Source organism: Lentibacillus sp. (genome assembly GCF_035301675.1).
In the GTDB taxonomy this organism is placed as follows: Bacteria; Bacillota; Bacilli; order Bacillales; family Amphibacillaceae; genus Lentibacillus.
Map to the genome: position 1 here is coordinate 1 of NZ_DATGTT010000002.1, position 15,322 is coordinate 15,322.

General features: G+C 44.6%; 17 protein-coding genes. All 17 read right to left on the reverse strand.

Annotated elements, in window-relative coordinates; genetic code table 11:
• Window positions 1–170: 170 nt before the first annotated feature.
• The 17 genes from VK097_RS00235 to VK097_RS00315 all read right to left on the reverse strand — a co-directional run bounded on the left by VK097_RS00235 (window position 171) and on the right by VK097_RS00315 (window position 14,855).
• Window positions 171–1,832 carry a glycerol-3-phosphate dehydrogenase/oxidase gene (locus VK097_RS00235; protein ID WP_324209784.1) on the reverse strand — a complete coding sequence of 554 codons (1,662 nt, stop codon included), beginning with the start codon at window positions 1,830–1,832 and terminating at the stop codon, window positions 171–173.
• Window positions 1,833–2,008: 176 nt separating this feature from the next.
• Window positions 2,009–2,383, reverse strand: coding sequence for a dihydroxyacetone kinase phosphoryl donor subunit DhaM (dhaM, locus tag VK097_RS00240; RefSeq protein ID WP_324209785.1), 375 nt, complete (start codon window positions 2,381–2,383; stop codon window positions 2,009–2,011).
• A gap of 4 nt (window positions 2,384–2,387) precedes the next feature.
• Window positions 2,388–3,005 carry a dihydroxyacetone kinase subunit DhaL gene (gene dhaL, locus VK097_RS00245; protein ID WP_324209786.1) on the reverse strand — a complete coding sequence of 206 codons (618 nt, stop codon included), beginning with the start codon at window positions 3,003–3,005 and terminating at the stop codon, window positions 2,388–2,390.
• A gap of 15 nt (window positions 3,006–3,020) precedes the next feature.
• Window positions 3,021–4,001 (reverse strand): dihydroxyacetone kinase subunit DhaK, encoded by a 981-nt coding sequence (gene dhaK / locus VK097_RS00250; RefSeq protein ID WP_324209787.1) that lies wholly within the window; start codon window positions 3,999–4,001, stop codon window positions 3,021–3,023.
• Between the two features lie 350 nt (window positions 4,002–4,351).
• Window positions 4,352–5,845 carry a glycerol kinase GlpK gene (gene glpK, locus VK097_RS00255; RefSeq protein ID WP_324209788.1) on the reverse strand — a complete coding sequence of 498 codons (1,494 nt, stop codon included), beginning with the start codon at window positions 5,843–5,845 and terminating at the stop codon, window positions 4,352–4,354.
• A 17-nt stretch (window positions 5,846–5,862) separates the two neighbouring features.
• Window positions 5,863–6,693, reverse strand: coding sequence for an MIP/aquaporin family protein (locus tag VK097_RS00260; RefSeq protein ID WP_324209789.1), 831 nt, complete (start codon window positions 6,691–6,693; stop codon window positions 5,863–5,865).
• 238 nt (window positions 6,694–6,931) lie between these two features.
• Entirely contained in the window at window positions 6,932–7,477 is a 546-nt protein-coding gene (locus VK097_RS00265; protein ID WP_324209790.1) for a glycerol-3-phosphate responsive antiterminator, read from the reverse strand.
• A gap of 171 nt (window positions 7,478–7,648) precedes the next feature.
• The gene (locus VK097_RS00270) at window positions 7,649–9,088 is read right to left on the reverse strand and encodes a nicotinate phosphoribosyltransferase (RefSeq protein ID WP_324209791.1); all 1,440 of its coding nucleotides are present in this window, start codon (window positions 9,086–9,088) and stop codon (window positions 7,649–7,651) included.
• A gap of 84 nt (window positions 9,089–9,172) precedes the next feature.
• A complete protein-coding gene (locus VK097_RS00275; protein WP_324209792.1) occupies window positions 9,173–9,691 on the reverse strand; it encodes an acyltransferase in 519 nt (172 codons plus the stop codon).
• Between the two features lie 7 nt (window positions 9,692–9,698).
• Window positions 9,699–10,334 (reverse strand): pyrophosphatase PpaX, encoded by a 636-nt coding sequence (gene ppaX, locus VK097_RS00280; RefSeq protein WP_324209793.1) that lies wholly within the window; start codon window positions 10,332–10,334, stop codon window positions 9,699–9,701.
• Window positions 10,309–11,268, reverse strand: a complete 960-nt coding sequence (locus tag VK097_RS00285; protein ID WP_324209794.1) for a nucleoside recognition domain-containing protein — start codon at window positions 11,266–11,268, stop codon at window positions 10,309–10,311. The genes ppaX and VK097_RS00285 overlap by 26 nt, the downstream gene beginning before the upstream one ends.
• 21 nt (window positions 11,269–11,289) lie before the next feature.
• Entirely contained in the window at window positions 11,290–12,138 is an 849-nt protein-coding gene (lgt, locus tag VK097_RS00290) for a prolipoprotein diacylglyceryl transferase (RefSeq protein WP_324209795.1), read from the reverse strand.
• An 11-nt stretch (window positions 12,139–12,149) separates the two neighbouring features.
• Window positions 12,150–13,082, reverse strand: coding sequence for an HPr(Ser) kinase/phosphatase (gene hprK, locus VK097_RS00295; RefSeq protein ID WP_324209796.1), 933 nt, complete (start codon window positions 13,080–13,082; stop codon window positions 12,150–12,152).
• A 118-nt stretch (window positions 13,083–13,200) separates the two neighbouring features.
• Window positions 13,201–13,557 (reverse strand): phage holin family protein, encoded by a 357-nt coding sequence (locus VK097_RS00300; RefSeq protein WP_324209797.1) that lies wholly within the window; start codon window positions 13,555–13,557, stop codon window positions 13,201–13,203.
• Window positions 13,557–13,751, reverse strand: coding sequence for a PspC domain-containing protein (locus tag VK097_RS00305; protein ID WP_324209798.1), 195 nt, complete (start codon window positions 13,749–13,751; stop codon window positions 13,557–13,559). Before VK097_RS00305 ends, VK097_RS00300 begins: the two co-directional genes overlap by 1 nt.
• Before the next feature lie 25 nt (window positions 13,752–13,776).
• The gene (bshB2, locus tag VK097_RS00310) at window positions 13,777–14,445 is read right to left on the reverse strand and encodes a bacillithiol biosynthesis deacetylase BshB2 (protein ID WP_324209799.1); all 669 of its coding nucleotides are present in this window, start codon (window positions 14,443–14,445) and stop codon (window positions 13,777–13,779) included.
• 56 nt (window positions 14,446–14,501) lie between these two features.
• Window positions 14,502–14,855 (reverse strand): YojF family protein, encoded by a 354-nt coding sequence (locus VK097_RS00315; RefSeq protein WP_324209800.1) that lies wholly within the window; start codon window positions 14,853–14,855, stop codon window positions 14,502–14,504.
• Window positions 14,856–15,322 lie beyond the last annotated feature (467 nt).

Below are 15,322 nucleotides of genomic sequence, written 5' to 3' on the forward strand. Positions count from 1 at the left end.
TTTGGTTTTCGGGCTGATGTTTTGGTTTTCGGGCTGATGTTTTGGTTTTCGGGCTGATGTTTTGGTTTTCGGGCTGATGTTGGCGGAACAAAATTTGTTCCGCCAACATCAGCCATAGCAGAATAAAAAAAGCGCGGGGACAAGTGGTTTGTCCTGTCCCTCACGCCAAATTACTTAACCGGGTTAACTGCTTCATAGAGCAATTGTTCAAGTTCTTCAGTATAAAGCCGTTTTTGCTCATCGCTCCAAAACAGTGTTTCAGCCATATAGTTAATCACGTTGTCTTTATGGGCTGTGACAAAATCAATATCGAAAAACAATGCCCCGGTCCGCCGTACAAAGAAATCAACCGGCTTATAAGTCATTTCACTCTCTATGGAATATATCAGTTCCGCAAACACGACCGGGTCAATACCTGCCTTATCAGCCTCTTGGGATTTTATCCGGTAAAGCTGCAAAATCTCATCCGTATTCGAACCGTATTTTTGGATAAGAAAGGTTGCTGTATCCTCGTCAATTCCTAAATCAACCGCTTCTTTCATTTTTGCTTCCTTAAATCGCTGAAATCCTTTCGATCCCCCGACTTCACCGCCAGATATCGGCAAGTGTTCCGTTTCAGATTCAGAATACAGTATGTCTTCTTCTTCTTTTAACTGATTTACAACCGTATCCACAGCTTCTTCCGCCATAGCGCGGTACCCGGTCAGTTTTCCGCCGGCCATTGAAATCAAGCCTGAATCAGAAATGAATATTTCATCTTTACGGGAGATTTCATCCGGGTCATCTGTACCTTCCTCCGCAATTAATGGCCTCAATCCGGCATAGCTCGAATCAACATCATTTTTTGTCATATCCAGCGACGGAAACATATGATTGATAGCATCCAATAGGTAATCACGATCTTCCTCAGTCATTTGAGGATGTGCAATATCGCCTTTATAGCTCGTATCCGTTGTGCCGACATATGTTTTTTTATTTCGCGGTATAGCAAAAATCATCCGGCCATCCGGTGCATCAAAATAAATAGCCTGCTGCAGCGGGAATCGCTTTTTTGGAAAAATCAGATGGACCCCTTTTGTTAATTGCAGCGTTTTGCCTTGTTTGGATCCGTCCAGTTCGCGCAAGTTATCTACCCAAGGACCGCCTGCGTTAATAATTTTTTTGGCATAAACATCGTGCTGTTCGCCGCTTATCTGATCTTCAACAACAGCACCGGTAATTTTGCCTTCATTATAAATAAAATCAATAACTTTAGCGTAATTGACCGCTTGCGCACCCATTTCAACCGCCTTTTTCATCACTTCAATCGTCAGGCGGGCATCATCTGTTTTATATTCCACATAAAAACCTGCACCTTTTAGATTATCCCGTTTAACGAGCGGTTCCTTTTCCAGTGCTTCCTGAGGGCTCAGCATTTTCCTGCGTTCCGATTTTTTAACGCCTGCGAGAAAATCATATAACCGCAAACCAATATTCGTTGTGAACGGACCAAATGTACCATCTTTATAGAGTGGCAGCATCATCCATTCGGGAGTTGTCACATGGGGGCCGTTCTCGTATACAATCGCTCGCTCCTGTCCAACTTCCGATACCATTTTCACTTCGAATTGCTTCAAATAACGCAACCCGCCATGGACAAGTTTAGTCGAGCGGCTTGATGTCCCGGCAGCAAAATCCTGCATTTCGACCGCAGCTGTATTCAGCCCGCGGCTGGCAGCATCCAGCGAAATCCCTGCTCCCGTGATGCCACCGCCAATAACGAGCACATCAAGTTGTTTTTCTTTAATTTTTTGAAACGTGTTATTTCGTTCCAGACTTGAAAATACTGACATATCCATTCACTCCGTTTCGACTGTTTCTATAACTGACTACCATTACCTCTATTCCCAAAAAAAGAAACCGCAAAAAGACTAATGAAAAGACTTCATCAGTTTTGCGGTTTCTCCATTTCTCCAGCGCATTTATTAACTTGACTTTATCATAACACACTTAAACAGCTTGTGTATAGTTATCCAAACTCTTTCGTTACAGCAGCAGCAATACCTTCCATATCTTTATCCATGCCGGATTCGACAGCCGCAACGTACGATCCTTCCACTAATGGCGCTTCCATGACCCGGACATCATTTGCCTCTGTCATTTCCGCAGCCATTTCTGCGTTCATTTTGGCACTGCCAATATCATAAAACAACAAAACCCCTTTACCATCATTCGCACGATCGATTGCCTGCTGAATTTTCTCTATGCTTGTCCCTATATCATTTTCATCTGTACCGCCGGCCACTTCGATTGGGACGTCTTTAATAACCTGGCGAATCATATCTTTTATGCCTTCAGCGACTTTAGGACTGTGGGAAATAAGCACAATACCAGCATAAGACATGTTATCACTTCCCTCCGATGATGTCGGCCAATGCTGCAAAAATATATTGAGAGGAAGCCGAGCCCGGATCTATATGCCCGATTGACCGTTCTTTAAAATAAGCGGCCCGGCCCTTCATTGCCATCATATCCTTAGTCTGCTCCATGGCATTTGCTGCCTCGTCTGCAATTTTATCAGCTGAAAAATCTGTTTCTCTGTTGAATAAATCTGCCATCTTTGCCCAGACATCAACAAGTGTTTTCTCGCCTTCTGCTGCTTTGCCCCGCTGTTTAATGCCATTGACAGCCTCTTCCAGACCATGCTTGAACGTCTCGTGATCAAGCGTTTCTGCTCCTTTCGCTGCGACAGACATCTTCAAAAACGCCGTGCCAAATAGCGGGCCTGATGCACCGCCAATCTTAGACATGAGCGTCATGGCAGTATCCTTCAAGACTGCACCGGTATCGGGATAGTCATTTTCTGTTAATTTGTCAGCAGCTTCCTGAAATCCGCGTGCCATATTAATGCCATGGTCACCGTCACCGATCTCCTGATCAAGCGTTGTAAGGTATTTCTTATTTGCTTGCATTTTTTCGTTTGCTTTTTCAATCCATGCAACAATATCCTGTACGGTTAACTCCATTGTTTGACCCCTTCCTCAACTGTGAAAAGCAGGTGTTTGTGCCGGTGCGTCAAGCAGTGTTTTTAATTCATCATCCAATTTCAATAACGTCACCGAACAACCTGTCATTTCCAGTGATGTCATATATTCACCGACAAATGTTTTGTAAACGGTAATCCCCCTGTCCGCCAGTATGGCCTGTACCTTTCTATTGACAATATACAGTTCCATCTCAGGCGTAGATCCCAGACCATTTATCATCACAGCTGCCTCACCGGTGAAATCAAAATCATCCAATACCTGTTCTGTAAGTTCTTTAGCTATGTCATCAGCGCTTGTAATTTCTTTTCGTTCAATTCCTGACTCACCATGAATGCCAATGCCTATTTCCATTTCATTTTCTCCTAATTGAAAACTTGGACTTCCGGCGGCAGGGACTGTGCACGGTGTCAGCGCCATACCCATGGAGCGCATATTATTGACAGCTCTTTCGGCAGCAGCCTTGACTTCTTGTAATGATCCACCCTGGTCGGCTTTTGCCCCGGCAGCTTTATGAACAAATATGGTCCCTGCAATACCTCTTCTTGATGATGGGTCATCTACAGCTACATCATCATTCACAACCACTTTTTCCACCTTAATGCCTTCTGCTTCAGCTAGTTCTGCTGCCATTTCGAAATTGAGGACATCGCCTGTATAATTTTTGATCACTAAAAATACACCTGCGCCCCCATCAACAGCTTTAATGGCCTCAAATATTTGGTCAGGTGTCGGGGATGTAAAGACTTCACCGGCAACCGCTGCATCCAGCATGCCTTCGCCGACGTAGCCTGCGTGTGCAGGTTCATGACCACTTCCGCCACCGCTGACAATCCCAACTTTGCCTGATATCGGAGCATTCATTTTTGCGATAACCATCGTTCCTGGTAATTGTTTCAGTTCATCAGGATGTGCAGCGGTCAGACCTTCCGTCATCTCCTGTACAACTTCATTTGGATCATTCATTATCTTTTTCAACTTACTGCCTCCCTCTATTCTTTTTGACAGGCTGTTTCGAAAAAATCTGGTTTTTTATCCAAAAATCCATGACTGCGACATACTGCAAAAGAAAGTTTGAGTGCTGTGACACCGCTACGGAAGTATAATCCGCTTTCCGCGGGCAGCTGTGAGCCCACGGAAAGTGAGTATATTCCAGCTGCGGCGACAGGAAGTCTCACTAAATGAAACTATTCAGTCAACTGTTGTAGTCTTTATTGCAGTATATCAACTGTGAGGGTAAAGGATACCAAAATTTACGAAGAGAGTATCTTGATAAAAAGAACGGAGATCAATGCTTAAATATCATATTGATCTCCGTTGACGCAAAACTATTTAAACGTTCTTGCCGCTTTCACAGCTTTTTTCCAGCCAGTATAAAACTCATCGCGCTTTTCTTCGTCCATACTGCTCTTAAATGTCCGTTCATTTTGCCACTGTTCAGCAATCTCATTCTTATCTTTCCAATAGCCGACCGCAAGTCCGGCAAGATAGGCGGCCCCCAATGCTGTTGTTTCCTGTACAACAGGGCGTTCAACCGGTACGCCAATAATATCACTTTGAAATTGCATTAAAAAGTCATTTTTCACCGCACCGCCATCAACCCGCAGTGCTTTTAAATCAATTCCGGAGTCTTCTATCATCGCATCCAGAACATCTTTTGACTGATAGGCGAGTGACTCCAGTGTCGCCCTGACCATGTGTTCACGTGTTGTCCCGCGTGTGATGCCAAAAAAGGCGCCACGGACATCACTGTCCCAATAAGGCGTTCCCAGTCCGACAAATGCCGGTACCATATAAACACCGTCCGTAGAATTCACCCTTGTCGCGTAATCTTCACTTTGCGGGGAATCATCGATGATTTTCAGGCCATCACGCAGCCATTGGATAGCCGATCCCGATACGAAGATACTCCCTTCCAAAGCATATTCCACTTTGCCATTCACTCCCCAGGCCAGCGTTGTCAGCAGGCCATGGTTTGATTCAACACCTTCTTCACCTGTATTCATCAGCATGAAGTTACCGGTTCCGTATGTGTTTTTCGCCATGCCTTTTTCAAAACATGCCTGACCGAACAATGCCGCCTGCTGGTCACCGGCTATCCCGGCAATCGGAACTTCATATCCGAAGAAATGGTAATCAACAGTGTTTGCATAAACCTCAGAGGATTCCTTGACTTCAGGCAGCATACTTTTCGGCACATCCAATATACTGAGAAGGTCATCATCCCACTTGAGGTCGTAGATATTAAACATTAACGTTCTTGACGCATTGGAATAATCGGTGATATGCGCTTTTCCGCCAGAAAGCTTGTAAACAATCCATGTATCCATTGTACCAAATAGCAGCTCACCATTTTCAGCCTTTTCTTTGGCACCTTCTACATTGTCGAAGATCCACTTGACCTTTGTGCCGGAAAAATAGGCATCAATCAGCAGTCCGGTTTTTTCACGGAATATATCTTCATAACCCTGTTCAGTCAATTCCTTGCAAATGCCATCCGTTTGACGCGACTGCCAGACAATCGCTTTATAAATCGGCTTTCCAGTATTTTTATCCCAAACAACAGTCGTTTCCCGCTGGTTGGTTATCCCGATTCCTGCAATTTGCGATGGTTCCACCTCTGACTTGCGCAAGACTTCCGAGATGCAAGCAAGCATAGAGGTCCAGATTTCATTCGCATCATGCTCGACCCAGCCTGGATGCTGGAAAAATTGCTCAAATTCTTTTTGTGCTGTTTCCACGATTTCACCATTGTGATTGAACAGAATTGCGCGCGAACTTGTTGTTCCCTGGTCCAACGATAAAATATACTGTTTGCTCATTATAAAATTCCTCCCCTTTAATTTACTTGCTCTTCCAATTTATCAGCCATTGTCCTGCCTTTTTTGAGTTCAGAGGCTGCAGCACCTGCTAATATGGCAGCCATTACAACACTTAGTATCCAGAATATTGCAGGAAACTTACCTGCAAATATGGCGTTATAAAATATACCACCGTACATTCCACCAAGAATAGGACCGACAACGGGAATCCAGCTGTAAGCCCAATCCGATCCGCCTTTACCCGGTATCGGGAGAAACGCATGTGCGATCCTCGGTCCCAGATCACGAGCAGGATTAATCGCATAACCGGTTGCTCCGCCCAAAGACATCCCAATTGCAACAATCAGCAAACCAACTATTAACGGATTTAAGCCTTCAGTGAATTCATTTGCACCAATAAACATAAGTCCGAACAAGAGGACAAACGTACCAATAATTTCACTGACCAGATTGGAAAAAGGACTGCGAATGGCTGGGGTTGTCGAGAACACATCCCTTTTTGCAATATTATCCTTGGTCTCTTTCCAATGTGGTAAATAATTAAGGAACACAATTACAGCACCAATGAAAGCACCGCTCATTTGGGCACTGATATACATCGGGACTTTCGGCCACGGAAATTCACCTGCAGCAGCGAAGCCAAGAGTTACCGCAGGATTGATGTGTGCACCTGTAAACTGACCTACTGCATACACACCCATTGTAACACCAAGACCCCAGCCAATTGTAATAACAACCCATCCAGCGCCCTCGGCTTTCGAGTCTTTCAAAACTACACCACCAACAACACCCCCACCTAAAATAACCAGAATCATCGTACCAATCAGCTCCGCCAAAAACTCGGGCATTTTAAACACTCCTTTGCTAGCCTTTTCAACTCAGTCCACAAGATTAACAGCTAAAAAAAAAGACCCATACTGCAATAGAGGTACTTTGTTAAAAGTACCATTACAGTGTAGGTCTCCAAATCTCCAGCACGTTCTTAACTTGTGAACTAGCATACCACAATAATGAAAGCGCAGTCAACACAATTTTAAATCTTTTAATAAGTATATCTGCTATTACAGCTATCAGGCTGCCGATTTATTAAATCTTCCACAATTCAGTATTGGATGTAGAGACAGCAACTGCTCCAGCGTCCAAAGCAGAAGAAACTTCTATCTGATTTCTCACCAGACCGCCTGCAATGACAGGCACTCCTGTTCTCTCATTGACTTGTTGTATTATATCAGGAATAAGTCCTGGCAAAAGTTCAATACAATCCGGCTGAAACTGCTCTATCAGCTTTAAATTATGCTCAACCGCCATACTATCCAATAAAAACATCCGTTGAATAGCCAGCAATTCATGTTTTTTAGCCAGCTTAATAATCTTGCCTCTGGTCGAAATAATTCCATCCGGTTTGATATGGCGAACTAGAAATTCCATGCCATATTCATCAGTTTTCAGCCCCTGAATTAAATCGAAGTGAACCAGGACCCTTTTATCAGCCCGCCTTGAATACTCAATCAAACTTTTTAACTGTGCAAGTCTGGTTTCCAGAAAAACAATGGCGGAATGATCTGAGTCCAGAGCTTTCTCAAAATCTTTCATATTTCGAATTGCCGGGATGATACCTAATGGCGTTTCCATGCTTTACCTCCTCTGGGCCATTCAGCCGCTACATATGTTATTACACTCAGTCTCAACAAAGAGAAGGATATCAATCCTTAAAAATTAAACGCAGCATCCGCACAATAACTGGATACCACGCTTTAACTGATTATATCTTTGCAGCACAGCACAGACAATTATATTAACACGTTAGTGTATGGAACGTTCCTCAATCAGATCCTGTTTCATCTTCCACAAATCATAGCTCAAATCAACATAATAAGTTTGTGGGTTCAAGAGTCTCAATGTTTCGTGCCATATATAGGAAAGCTGTTTTTCATGATATTTGTGAATCTCCTCAAGCGTCGGCAATTCATACACTTGTTTCCCGTTAACGAAAATCGGCCGCAGAAGATCAACCGCTTCATAATCATTCACATATTTGAATTTCTGCGGAAAAAACGGATCGAACATCTTGAGCGGTTTATCATCCACTGTTTCATATGCAAGTGCGATATAGTCGCCTTCCGACTTATTCGTCTTGCGGTTGATGATCCGGTAAGCTTTTTTGGGACCTGGAGTCGTCACTTTAGCCAAATCATCAGACAGCTTAATAACCGGAATGAGCTTGTTTTCATCTTCTCTGGCGACGAGTTTGTACACACCTCCGAGCGATGGCTTTTTGGCACCGGTAATCAGCTTGGTTCCAACACCCCAGGCATCAATTTTGGCTCCTTGCAGTTTCAAATGCATGATGACCTCTTCATCGAGATCGTTGGAAGCCATGATTTCAACGTGGTTCATGCCGGCTTCATCCAGCATTTCCCTGCCTTCGATGGACAGGCGGGCCAAGTCCCCGCTGTCAAGACGGATTGCTTTTAGCTTTTTCCCTTGAGCTTCGAGCATTTTTCCGGTTTTAATTGCGTTGGGAATCCCTGATCGTAGCGTATCATATGTATCAACAAGCAATACCGCCTGGTCTGGCAGAGCTTTAGCAAAATTCGTGAACGCTTCTTCTTCGCTGTCATGATCCTGAATCCAGGAATGGGCATGCGTCCCTTTCGCCGGAATATTAAAAAGTTTACCGGCGCGCATATTGGATGTTGCTTGAAACCCGGCAATGTAGGCGGCACGGGCTCCCCAGACAGCGGCGTCAGCCTCCTGTGCCCGGCGCGAACCGAATTCAACAAGCGTATCATTGTTGGCAATCTGCTTAATGCGACTTGCCTTGGTAGCAATCAGACTCTGATAGTTCATGAAATTCAGAATGGCTGTTTCAATCAGCTGAGCTTCGAAAATGCGCGATTCAACCCGGATGAGGGGTTCATTTGGAAAAACAATTTCACCCTCCTGCATGGCATAAATATTTCCGGTAAATGAAAATTTCCGCAGCTCGTCCAGAAATTCTTCTTCATAGTTCTCTTCCTGTTGTTTTAAGTAGTCAATATCCTCTTCGGCAAAGTGCAGATTATTGATGTAATGCACAATCCGCTCGAGACCGGCAAACACCGTATAACCATTCCGGAAAGGATTCTTTCGGATATACGCGTCGAAAACAGCCTGTCGATTATGGGAGTTATTTTTCCAATGCGCATACATCATATTGATTTGGTATTTATCAGTGTGCAGCGTTAAGTTTTCGTATTCCATCGTTCTCCTCCATTACCTGTCTTTATTGCTATTGTAAATGAAAAACGCTTGCATTGAAACAAATGGACATAATCACTTTGGCTTTTAATCATTTTTGTCTTCTATCCGCTTTTCCATTTCTTCTTTTGAATAAATCACCTGCATCGGGTTGCCGCCTACAAACGCTCCCGGCGGCACATCCCGATTGACAAGTGTCGCAGAGGAAACAACCGCACCATCACCGATTGTTACACCGGGTAAAATGGTTGTATTGGCTCCGATCATGACATCATCACCAATCACGACATCCCCAATCCGGTATTCTTTGATTAAGTACTCATGTGCGAGAATGGTTGTGTTGTAGCCAACGATACTGTTCGATCCGACCGTTATTTTTTCCGGAAACATGATGTCAGGCATGACCATCAATGCAAATGCTGTTCTTTCACCAACATTCATCTGTAAAAACGTCCGGTACAGCCAATTTTTCAGACCCAAAAAGGGCGTATATCTCCCCAGTTGAATAAAGACAAAATTTTTCATGACCTTCCAGAACGGTACGGTATTGTAAATTTGCCATAAGGAATTGGCATGTTCGACGGGATACCGATTGGTTTTTCGCATAGCTCGCTCACACTCCCGTGATTTCCAGCAGATCCTGCATGTCATCGAGCATGTATGTCGGCCTGTACGTTAATAGTTTCTCCCGTCCTTTAAGCGACCATGCGACCCCCGCCGTCTTAACACCTGCATGATGCCCTGCTTCAATATCGTGTGAATTATCACCGACCATCAATGTTGACTCAGCATCGGCGTCCATTTCCCGCATGGCTTTAGTGACGGGTTCGGGATGCGGTTTTGCATGGCTGACATCATCAAGTGTAATAATCGTATCAAAATAACTGTCAAGTTCAGTGACCTGCAGCCCCATACCGACCGTTGCCCGCATTTTTGTCGTAACGACACCGAGCTGAACACGATTCTTCTTCAGTTTCGTAAGCGTTTCGGCAACATTGGGGAATGCCTTCACATAGGTGTCATGATACTGCAGATTATGCTTCCGGTATGTTTCAACCATCGCATCCACCTTATCAGGTGCAAATTTCCTAAACGAATCTTTCAACGGCGGTCCGATAAATTCAATCGCCTCGGCACGGGAAAGTTTTTTCCCATATTCGTTAAATGTATGTGTAAACGATTCGATAATCAGTTCATTCGTGTCAATCAGCGTGCCATCAAGATCAAAGAGTATGGTATGAATTTTCATGTGCTGATTCCTTCCTGTTTTGTTTTTCGAGTCGCTTCCAGACAAACGCGACAGACATGGTCAAGAGGATGGCAGTCACCAGGCGGATTAATAATAGCGGCCAGACCGGAATGCCTAGTGGAATAAATACCAGTGTATCCTCTACGACCGCATGGCAGGAAACAAGGAATATCAGGGCCAAATACATATCCCGCCTTGATACCCCGTCTTCTTTTACCGCCTGAATCATCAGACCTGCCCCATATGCAAGGCCGATTGTCAGACCGGCGACAAGTGTCATGGATGTATTTTTTTCCATCCCCAGCATCCGGGTGAACGGCCCAAGCTTATCGGATATTGAGGTAAGCCAGCCTTTTTCACGAAAAAATTGCATAGCCAGCATTAACGGAATAACAATTAATGCCAGCTGTACAATGGCGAAAATCGCCGTTTGCAGCCCATGAAGCAAAATCTCGCTCCATCCATTCAGCACGACATCTGATGAAGAGATAAGTCCATACTGGGCGGCTTCTACACCGCCGCTCCACAGCAGATTAATCACAGTGGCTGAAACGAGTGCAAGTGAAATACGAATACCGGAAATAAGCCACCAGCTGACACCAACTTTTGACGCCACCGTTGACTCAATGAACAAGTTATGTGAAAAAGACATCATAACAGCCAATATAAAGACTTCTTTCACCGTAAATTCAAATGACACGATCGCTGCAATACCGGCATATAAGTTCAAGGCATTTCCCAATACCAGCGGCACAGCAGCCTCACCGGACAGCCCCAGGAGACCCATTAGCGGGCTGATTTTATCAATAACCCAGGGAAGTACCGGCGTGTATTGCAAAATGGTCACAATCAGCGTAATGGGAAAAATGACTTTCCCTAATGTCCATGTCACTTGAAGACCTTGTTTTAATCCGCGCTGCAATATTCCAGTCAATTACCTATCACCCGCTTTACGTTATTTCTTTTTCTTCTTTTTAACTTTTTCCCCATCGTAATGTCTATTCGCTGCACCTGTTTTGCGACGGTACCAAATTAGAGCAATCACAGCCAATATAATAACGACTGAAATGAGCTGTGCCATCCGGATTCCGGTTCCGGGCACATATAAACTGTCCATGCGCATGCCTTCAATAAAGAAACGGCCGGCCGAATAGGCCATCAAATAGCTCAGGAATACTTCACCGCGCAACGGATTCCTGCGTCGCAGGATTAACAAGAGTATAAGTACCAATATATTCCAGACGGATTCATATAAAAATGTCGGATGATACATCACACCATCAATACACATCTGATCCATAATGAAATCAGGCAAGTATGTATGAAAGCTGTTAAATGTCTCTTCTGAAATCGGGCCGCCGTATGCCTCCTGGTTCATGAAGTTGCCCCAGCGTCCAATTGCCTGACCTAGAATCAAACTTGGTGCCGCAATATCTGCAAGCTGCCAAAACGGGACATTTCTTACCCGGGCAAAAATGACAGCCGTCAGAACCGATCCGATCAGCGCTCCGTGAATGGCGATACCGCCTTCCCAGATGGCAAAGACGTCCCACCACGGTCCGCCTGTATAACGGTCCCATTCAAAAATAACGTAGTAAATACGTGCAAATATGATAGCAACCGGAATGGCAAACACAACCAGGTCAACCATCAAATCCTTCTGTAAGCCCAGTCGGTCGGATTCCTTTGTTGCCAGATACAATCCTAAAAAAGCCCCAAAAGCTATAATCAGTCCATACCAGTATATGGTCAGGGGCCCAACATTCAAGAAAACAGGATCCAGCGCTGGTGCACTACAAGTCACATTAATCACCCCTACTCTATAACATTTCCTTCATCAATCATCTCTGTCAGCCGCTCGGAAAATTCTTCGGCAGCATTAACCCCCATTCGCTTCAGCCGGAAATTCATAGCAGCAACCTCAATGATGATAGCAAGATTTCGACCGGGGCGCACCGGAATGGTTGCCTTCGGAAGATTGACATCCATGATTTTCATTTTTTCTTCATCAAGTCCAAGACGGTCATACTGTTTCTTTTCATCCCACAATTCTAAATTGATGATCAATGATATCTTTTTATGACTCCTGACGGCACCGGCGCCGAAAAGGGTCATGACATTAATGATGCCCAATCCCCGGATTTCCAGCAAGTGCTCGATTAATGGCGGTGAATTGCCAATCAGCCGGTCATAATCCTCCTGCCGGATTTCCACACTGTCATCTGCAACAAGACGGTGACCGCGCTTCACCAGCTCAAGGGCTGACTCACTTTTACCCACGCCGCTTTGCCCTGTTATAAGCACTCCGACACCATAGATGTCGACTAACACACCATGAATGGCAGTAAATGGAGCAAATTTTGCCTCCAGATAGTTTGTCAATCTGCTGATAACACGGGTCGTTTTTCGTGGTGAATGCAAAATCGGGACGCCTGCCTCATCTGCTGCTTCCAGCATGACATCAGGAATATCCATTCCGCGTGAAATGACGATGACAGGGGTGATATCTGTGCAAAGCTGTTCCATGCGATCTTTTTTATTTTCATCTGATAAATCCAGAAAATAAGCCATTTCCGTTTTACCGATTAATTGAACACGTTCTTTCGGATAGTAATGAAAATAGCCGGTCATTTCAATACCGGGGCGATGCACGTCGCTTGATATGATCTCCCGGTGAACACCATCTCCCCCTGCAACAAGGGTAAGATTGAAATTTTCCAGCAAATCTTTCGTACGGACTGTCGACATGAATTGAAACCTCCATTAACTCCATAAATGCTGACTTACATTGTAGCATATTTTAGCAGCATAAAATATCGTCATTGACGGTAAGAGTTTAAAAAATCGCAGGAGGATTCACCTGCGATTATGTGACGGAATCTTTGACAAGCTTATTCAGGAGCAAGTTTAAAATCGATATGATCACAGCTGCAATGATAGCTGTTCCAAATCCTTCAATAACAAATGATTCGTCCATTATTGCCTGCGTAATCATAAGTGTAATTGCATTGATGACAAACAGAAACAGACCGAGTGTCAGCAGTGTTATCGGCAATGTCAAAACAACCAATACCGGTTTTACGATAGCATTTAAAATACCGAGAATGACACTGGCCAAAAGTGCAGTGCCAAATCCATCAAGCTGGAAAGCACTGAACAGCTGTGCAACGACAATCAGTGCCACTGCATTCAGAAAAACTGATATTATCCAGCGAAGCAGCATTAACGCACCTCCCGATCACTTGGAATGACGAAAATACCAATAATATAAGCGTAGATGGATGCACCCCCTGCAAACGCAAGTGCCACAAACAGCAAACGGATAATCGTTGGATCTATATTGAAGTATTCTGCAAGGCCTCCACAAATTCCTTTTATCATACGCTCTGAAGTCGACCGGTATAATCGTTTATTCATGATAATCCTCCTCTCTCATACTAGATTATTCACGAAAATCCCAAATATAAAACCGTTCTTTTCCAAGTTGTCTTTTAGCCGCCTCTCTCACATCGTTTGTCGCAAAATTTTCTTGAAATTGTCCCAGTATCCCGCTGGCCTGCGACTGATGACAAAGAATAGCCTCCATTTTTTGGTCAAAAAACGGTGTGACATCATTGCTGATGTCCGGTTTGCCCAATTCATCGATGTGATTGTTGCTTATCGCCTGGGCCCAAACAGTCGGCCGGTCTTCCGGATCCATCAGCCTGACTGCCTCAATTGCCGCTGCTCCCATTGCGTTATGATCGGGATGCACAGCATAGTCAGGGTAATGTGTTATGACCAGACTCGGCTGAATCTCATCAAGGACCCCTTTCAAATGTTCGGCAACTTCACGTCTATCTTCAAATTCCAGTGTCTTATCACGATATCCGAGCATGCGGAGATCGACATCCAATGTCGAACATGCGTCAACCAATTCCTCTTTGCGCACTTCCGGAAGTGTTTCCCGGTTGGCAAAAGCGGGTGACCCCATATTTCTTCCCATTTCGCCTAAAGTGCCGCATAAATATGTGACAGGCACATCCTGCTCGCGAAATTTCGTAATCGTTCCGGCAGCACCGAATGATTCATCGTCCGGGTGCGGATAAATCACAACAACATGCTTTTCCATTATTTTCACCTGTCCCTTTGCTGCAAATTTTATTCATACGCTTTTTAAATCATCTTTTAATTTCCAAGTGGTGTTTCACTGACATGCAATGCAACCATCAGCCGTCCTTCACGGTCATGTCCGGCAAGCAGCACCTGGCTTTCGTCATGGAGCGTCCAGTCTGTCAGCCCTTCAGCATAAATCCAGCCCATTTCAGTTTTGAGCCCAACTCGATAGGTTTTTCCGTTTCCGATAATTTTTGCCTGTGAAAAATTCACTTTTGCATTGCGTATATAGGCACCGACATTATATGCCTTATCATTAAAATGGCTTGCATAGGCACCATTCGTTGTTTCCAAATGAACATAAACTTCTTTGCTGATAAACGTATCCAATAGCTGTTGTACCTTATCGATTTCAATTGGCTTCATCTTCAAGTTCCTCCCCAGCGTAAAGTGAACCACCATTCAACGGGATGAACTCTCCCCACTGAATGTTAGTTGAACAGAATCAGAGCAGTTTCCTTCTGTTTTTGATGGGTTATCATTGCCCGTTATATGCGGGATAAATCCTCCTCTTCAAGGTTAGCGAAATCAATCTACCGCGTCAAAAGTTTTGACCGGAACATATTTCGGCTCTCGGGAACATGTTTTTCCTCTCGCGCCCATGTTTCGTCTCTCTCGCCCATGGTTTGCACGTTACCGGAACATATTCCGCCTCCTATACTGGCTAATCTCAAAGGTCAGTCTCAATCGTCAGAACAAAGGCTCGGGGCGCCCGTTTAGCGACGTACGGACTGCGCTCAGCGCTGCAGGTGGGTCGGCGTTGCCGCGCATCGCGGCGGTTTTAGCCGATCTGCCCCACTGGCCGCAGGAGATAAAGGAAACATGCCCCCTCA

What these genes read in the sequence shown, in the direction of transcription:
- VK097_RS00235 (WP_324209784.1), bottom strand. Translation starts at nt 1,832, where the DNA reads ATGTCAGTATTTTCAAGTCTGGAACGAAATAACACGTTTCAAAAAATT.
- dhaM (WP_324209785.1), bottom strand. Translation starts at nt 2,383, where the DNA reads ATGTCTTATGCTGGTATTGTGCTTATTTCCCACAGTCCTAAAGTCGCT.
- dhaL (WP_324209786.1), bottom strand. Translation starts at nt 3,005, where the DNA reads ATGGAGTTAACCGTACAGGATATTGTTGCATGGATTGAAAAAGCAAAC.
- glpK (WP_324209788.1), bottom strand. Translation starts at nt 5,845, where the DNA reads ATGAGCAAACAGTATATTTTATCGTTGGACCAGGGAACAACAAGTTCG.
- VK097_RS00260 (WP_324209789.1), bottom strand. Translation starts at nt 6,693, where the DNA reads ATGCCCGAGTTTTTGGCGGAGCTGATTGGTACGATGATTCTGGTTATT.
- VK097_RS00265 (WP_324209790.1), bottom strand. Translation starts at nt 7,477, where the DNA reads ATGGAAACGCCATTAGGTATCATCCCGGCAATTCGAAATATGAAAGAT.
- VK097_RS00270 (WP_324209791.1), bottom strand. Translation starts at nt 9,088, where the DNA reads ATGGAATACGAAAACTTAACGCTGCACACTGATAAATACCAAATCAAT.
- VK097_RS00275 (WP_324209792.1), bottom strand. Translation starts at nt 9,691, where the DNA reads ATGCGAAAAACCAATCGGTATCCCGTCGAACATGCCAATTCCTTATGG.
- ppaX (WP_324209793.1), bottom strand. Translation starts at nt 10,334, where the DNA reads ATGAAAATTCATACCATACTCTTTGATCTTGATGGCACGCTGATTGAC.
- hprK (WP_324209796.1), bottom strand. Translation starts at nt 13,082, where the DNA reads ATGTCGACAGTCCGTACGAAAGATTTGCTGGAAAATTTCAATCTTACC.
- VK097_RS00300 (WP_324209797.1), bottom strand. Translation starts at nt 13,557, where the DNA reads ATGCTGCTTCGCTGGATAATATCAGTTTTTCTGAATGCAGTGGCACTG.
- VK097_RS00305 (WP_324209798.1), bottom strand. Translation starts at nt 13,751, where the DNA reads ATGAATAAACGATTATACCGGTCGACTTCAGAGCGTATGATAAAAGGA.
- bshB2 (WP_324209799.1), bottom strand. Translation starts at nt 14,445, where the DNA reads ATGGAAAAGCATGTTGTTGTGATTTATCCGCACCCGGACGATGAATCA.
- VK097_RS00315 (WP_324209800.1), bottom strand. Translation starts at nt 14,855, where the DNA reads ATGAAGCCAATTGAAATCGATAAGGTACAACAGCTATTGGATACGTTT.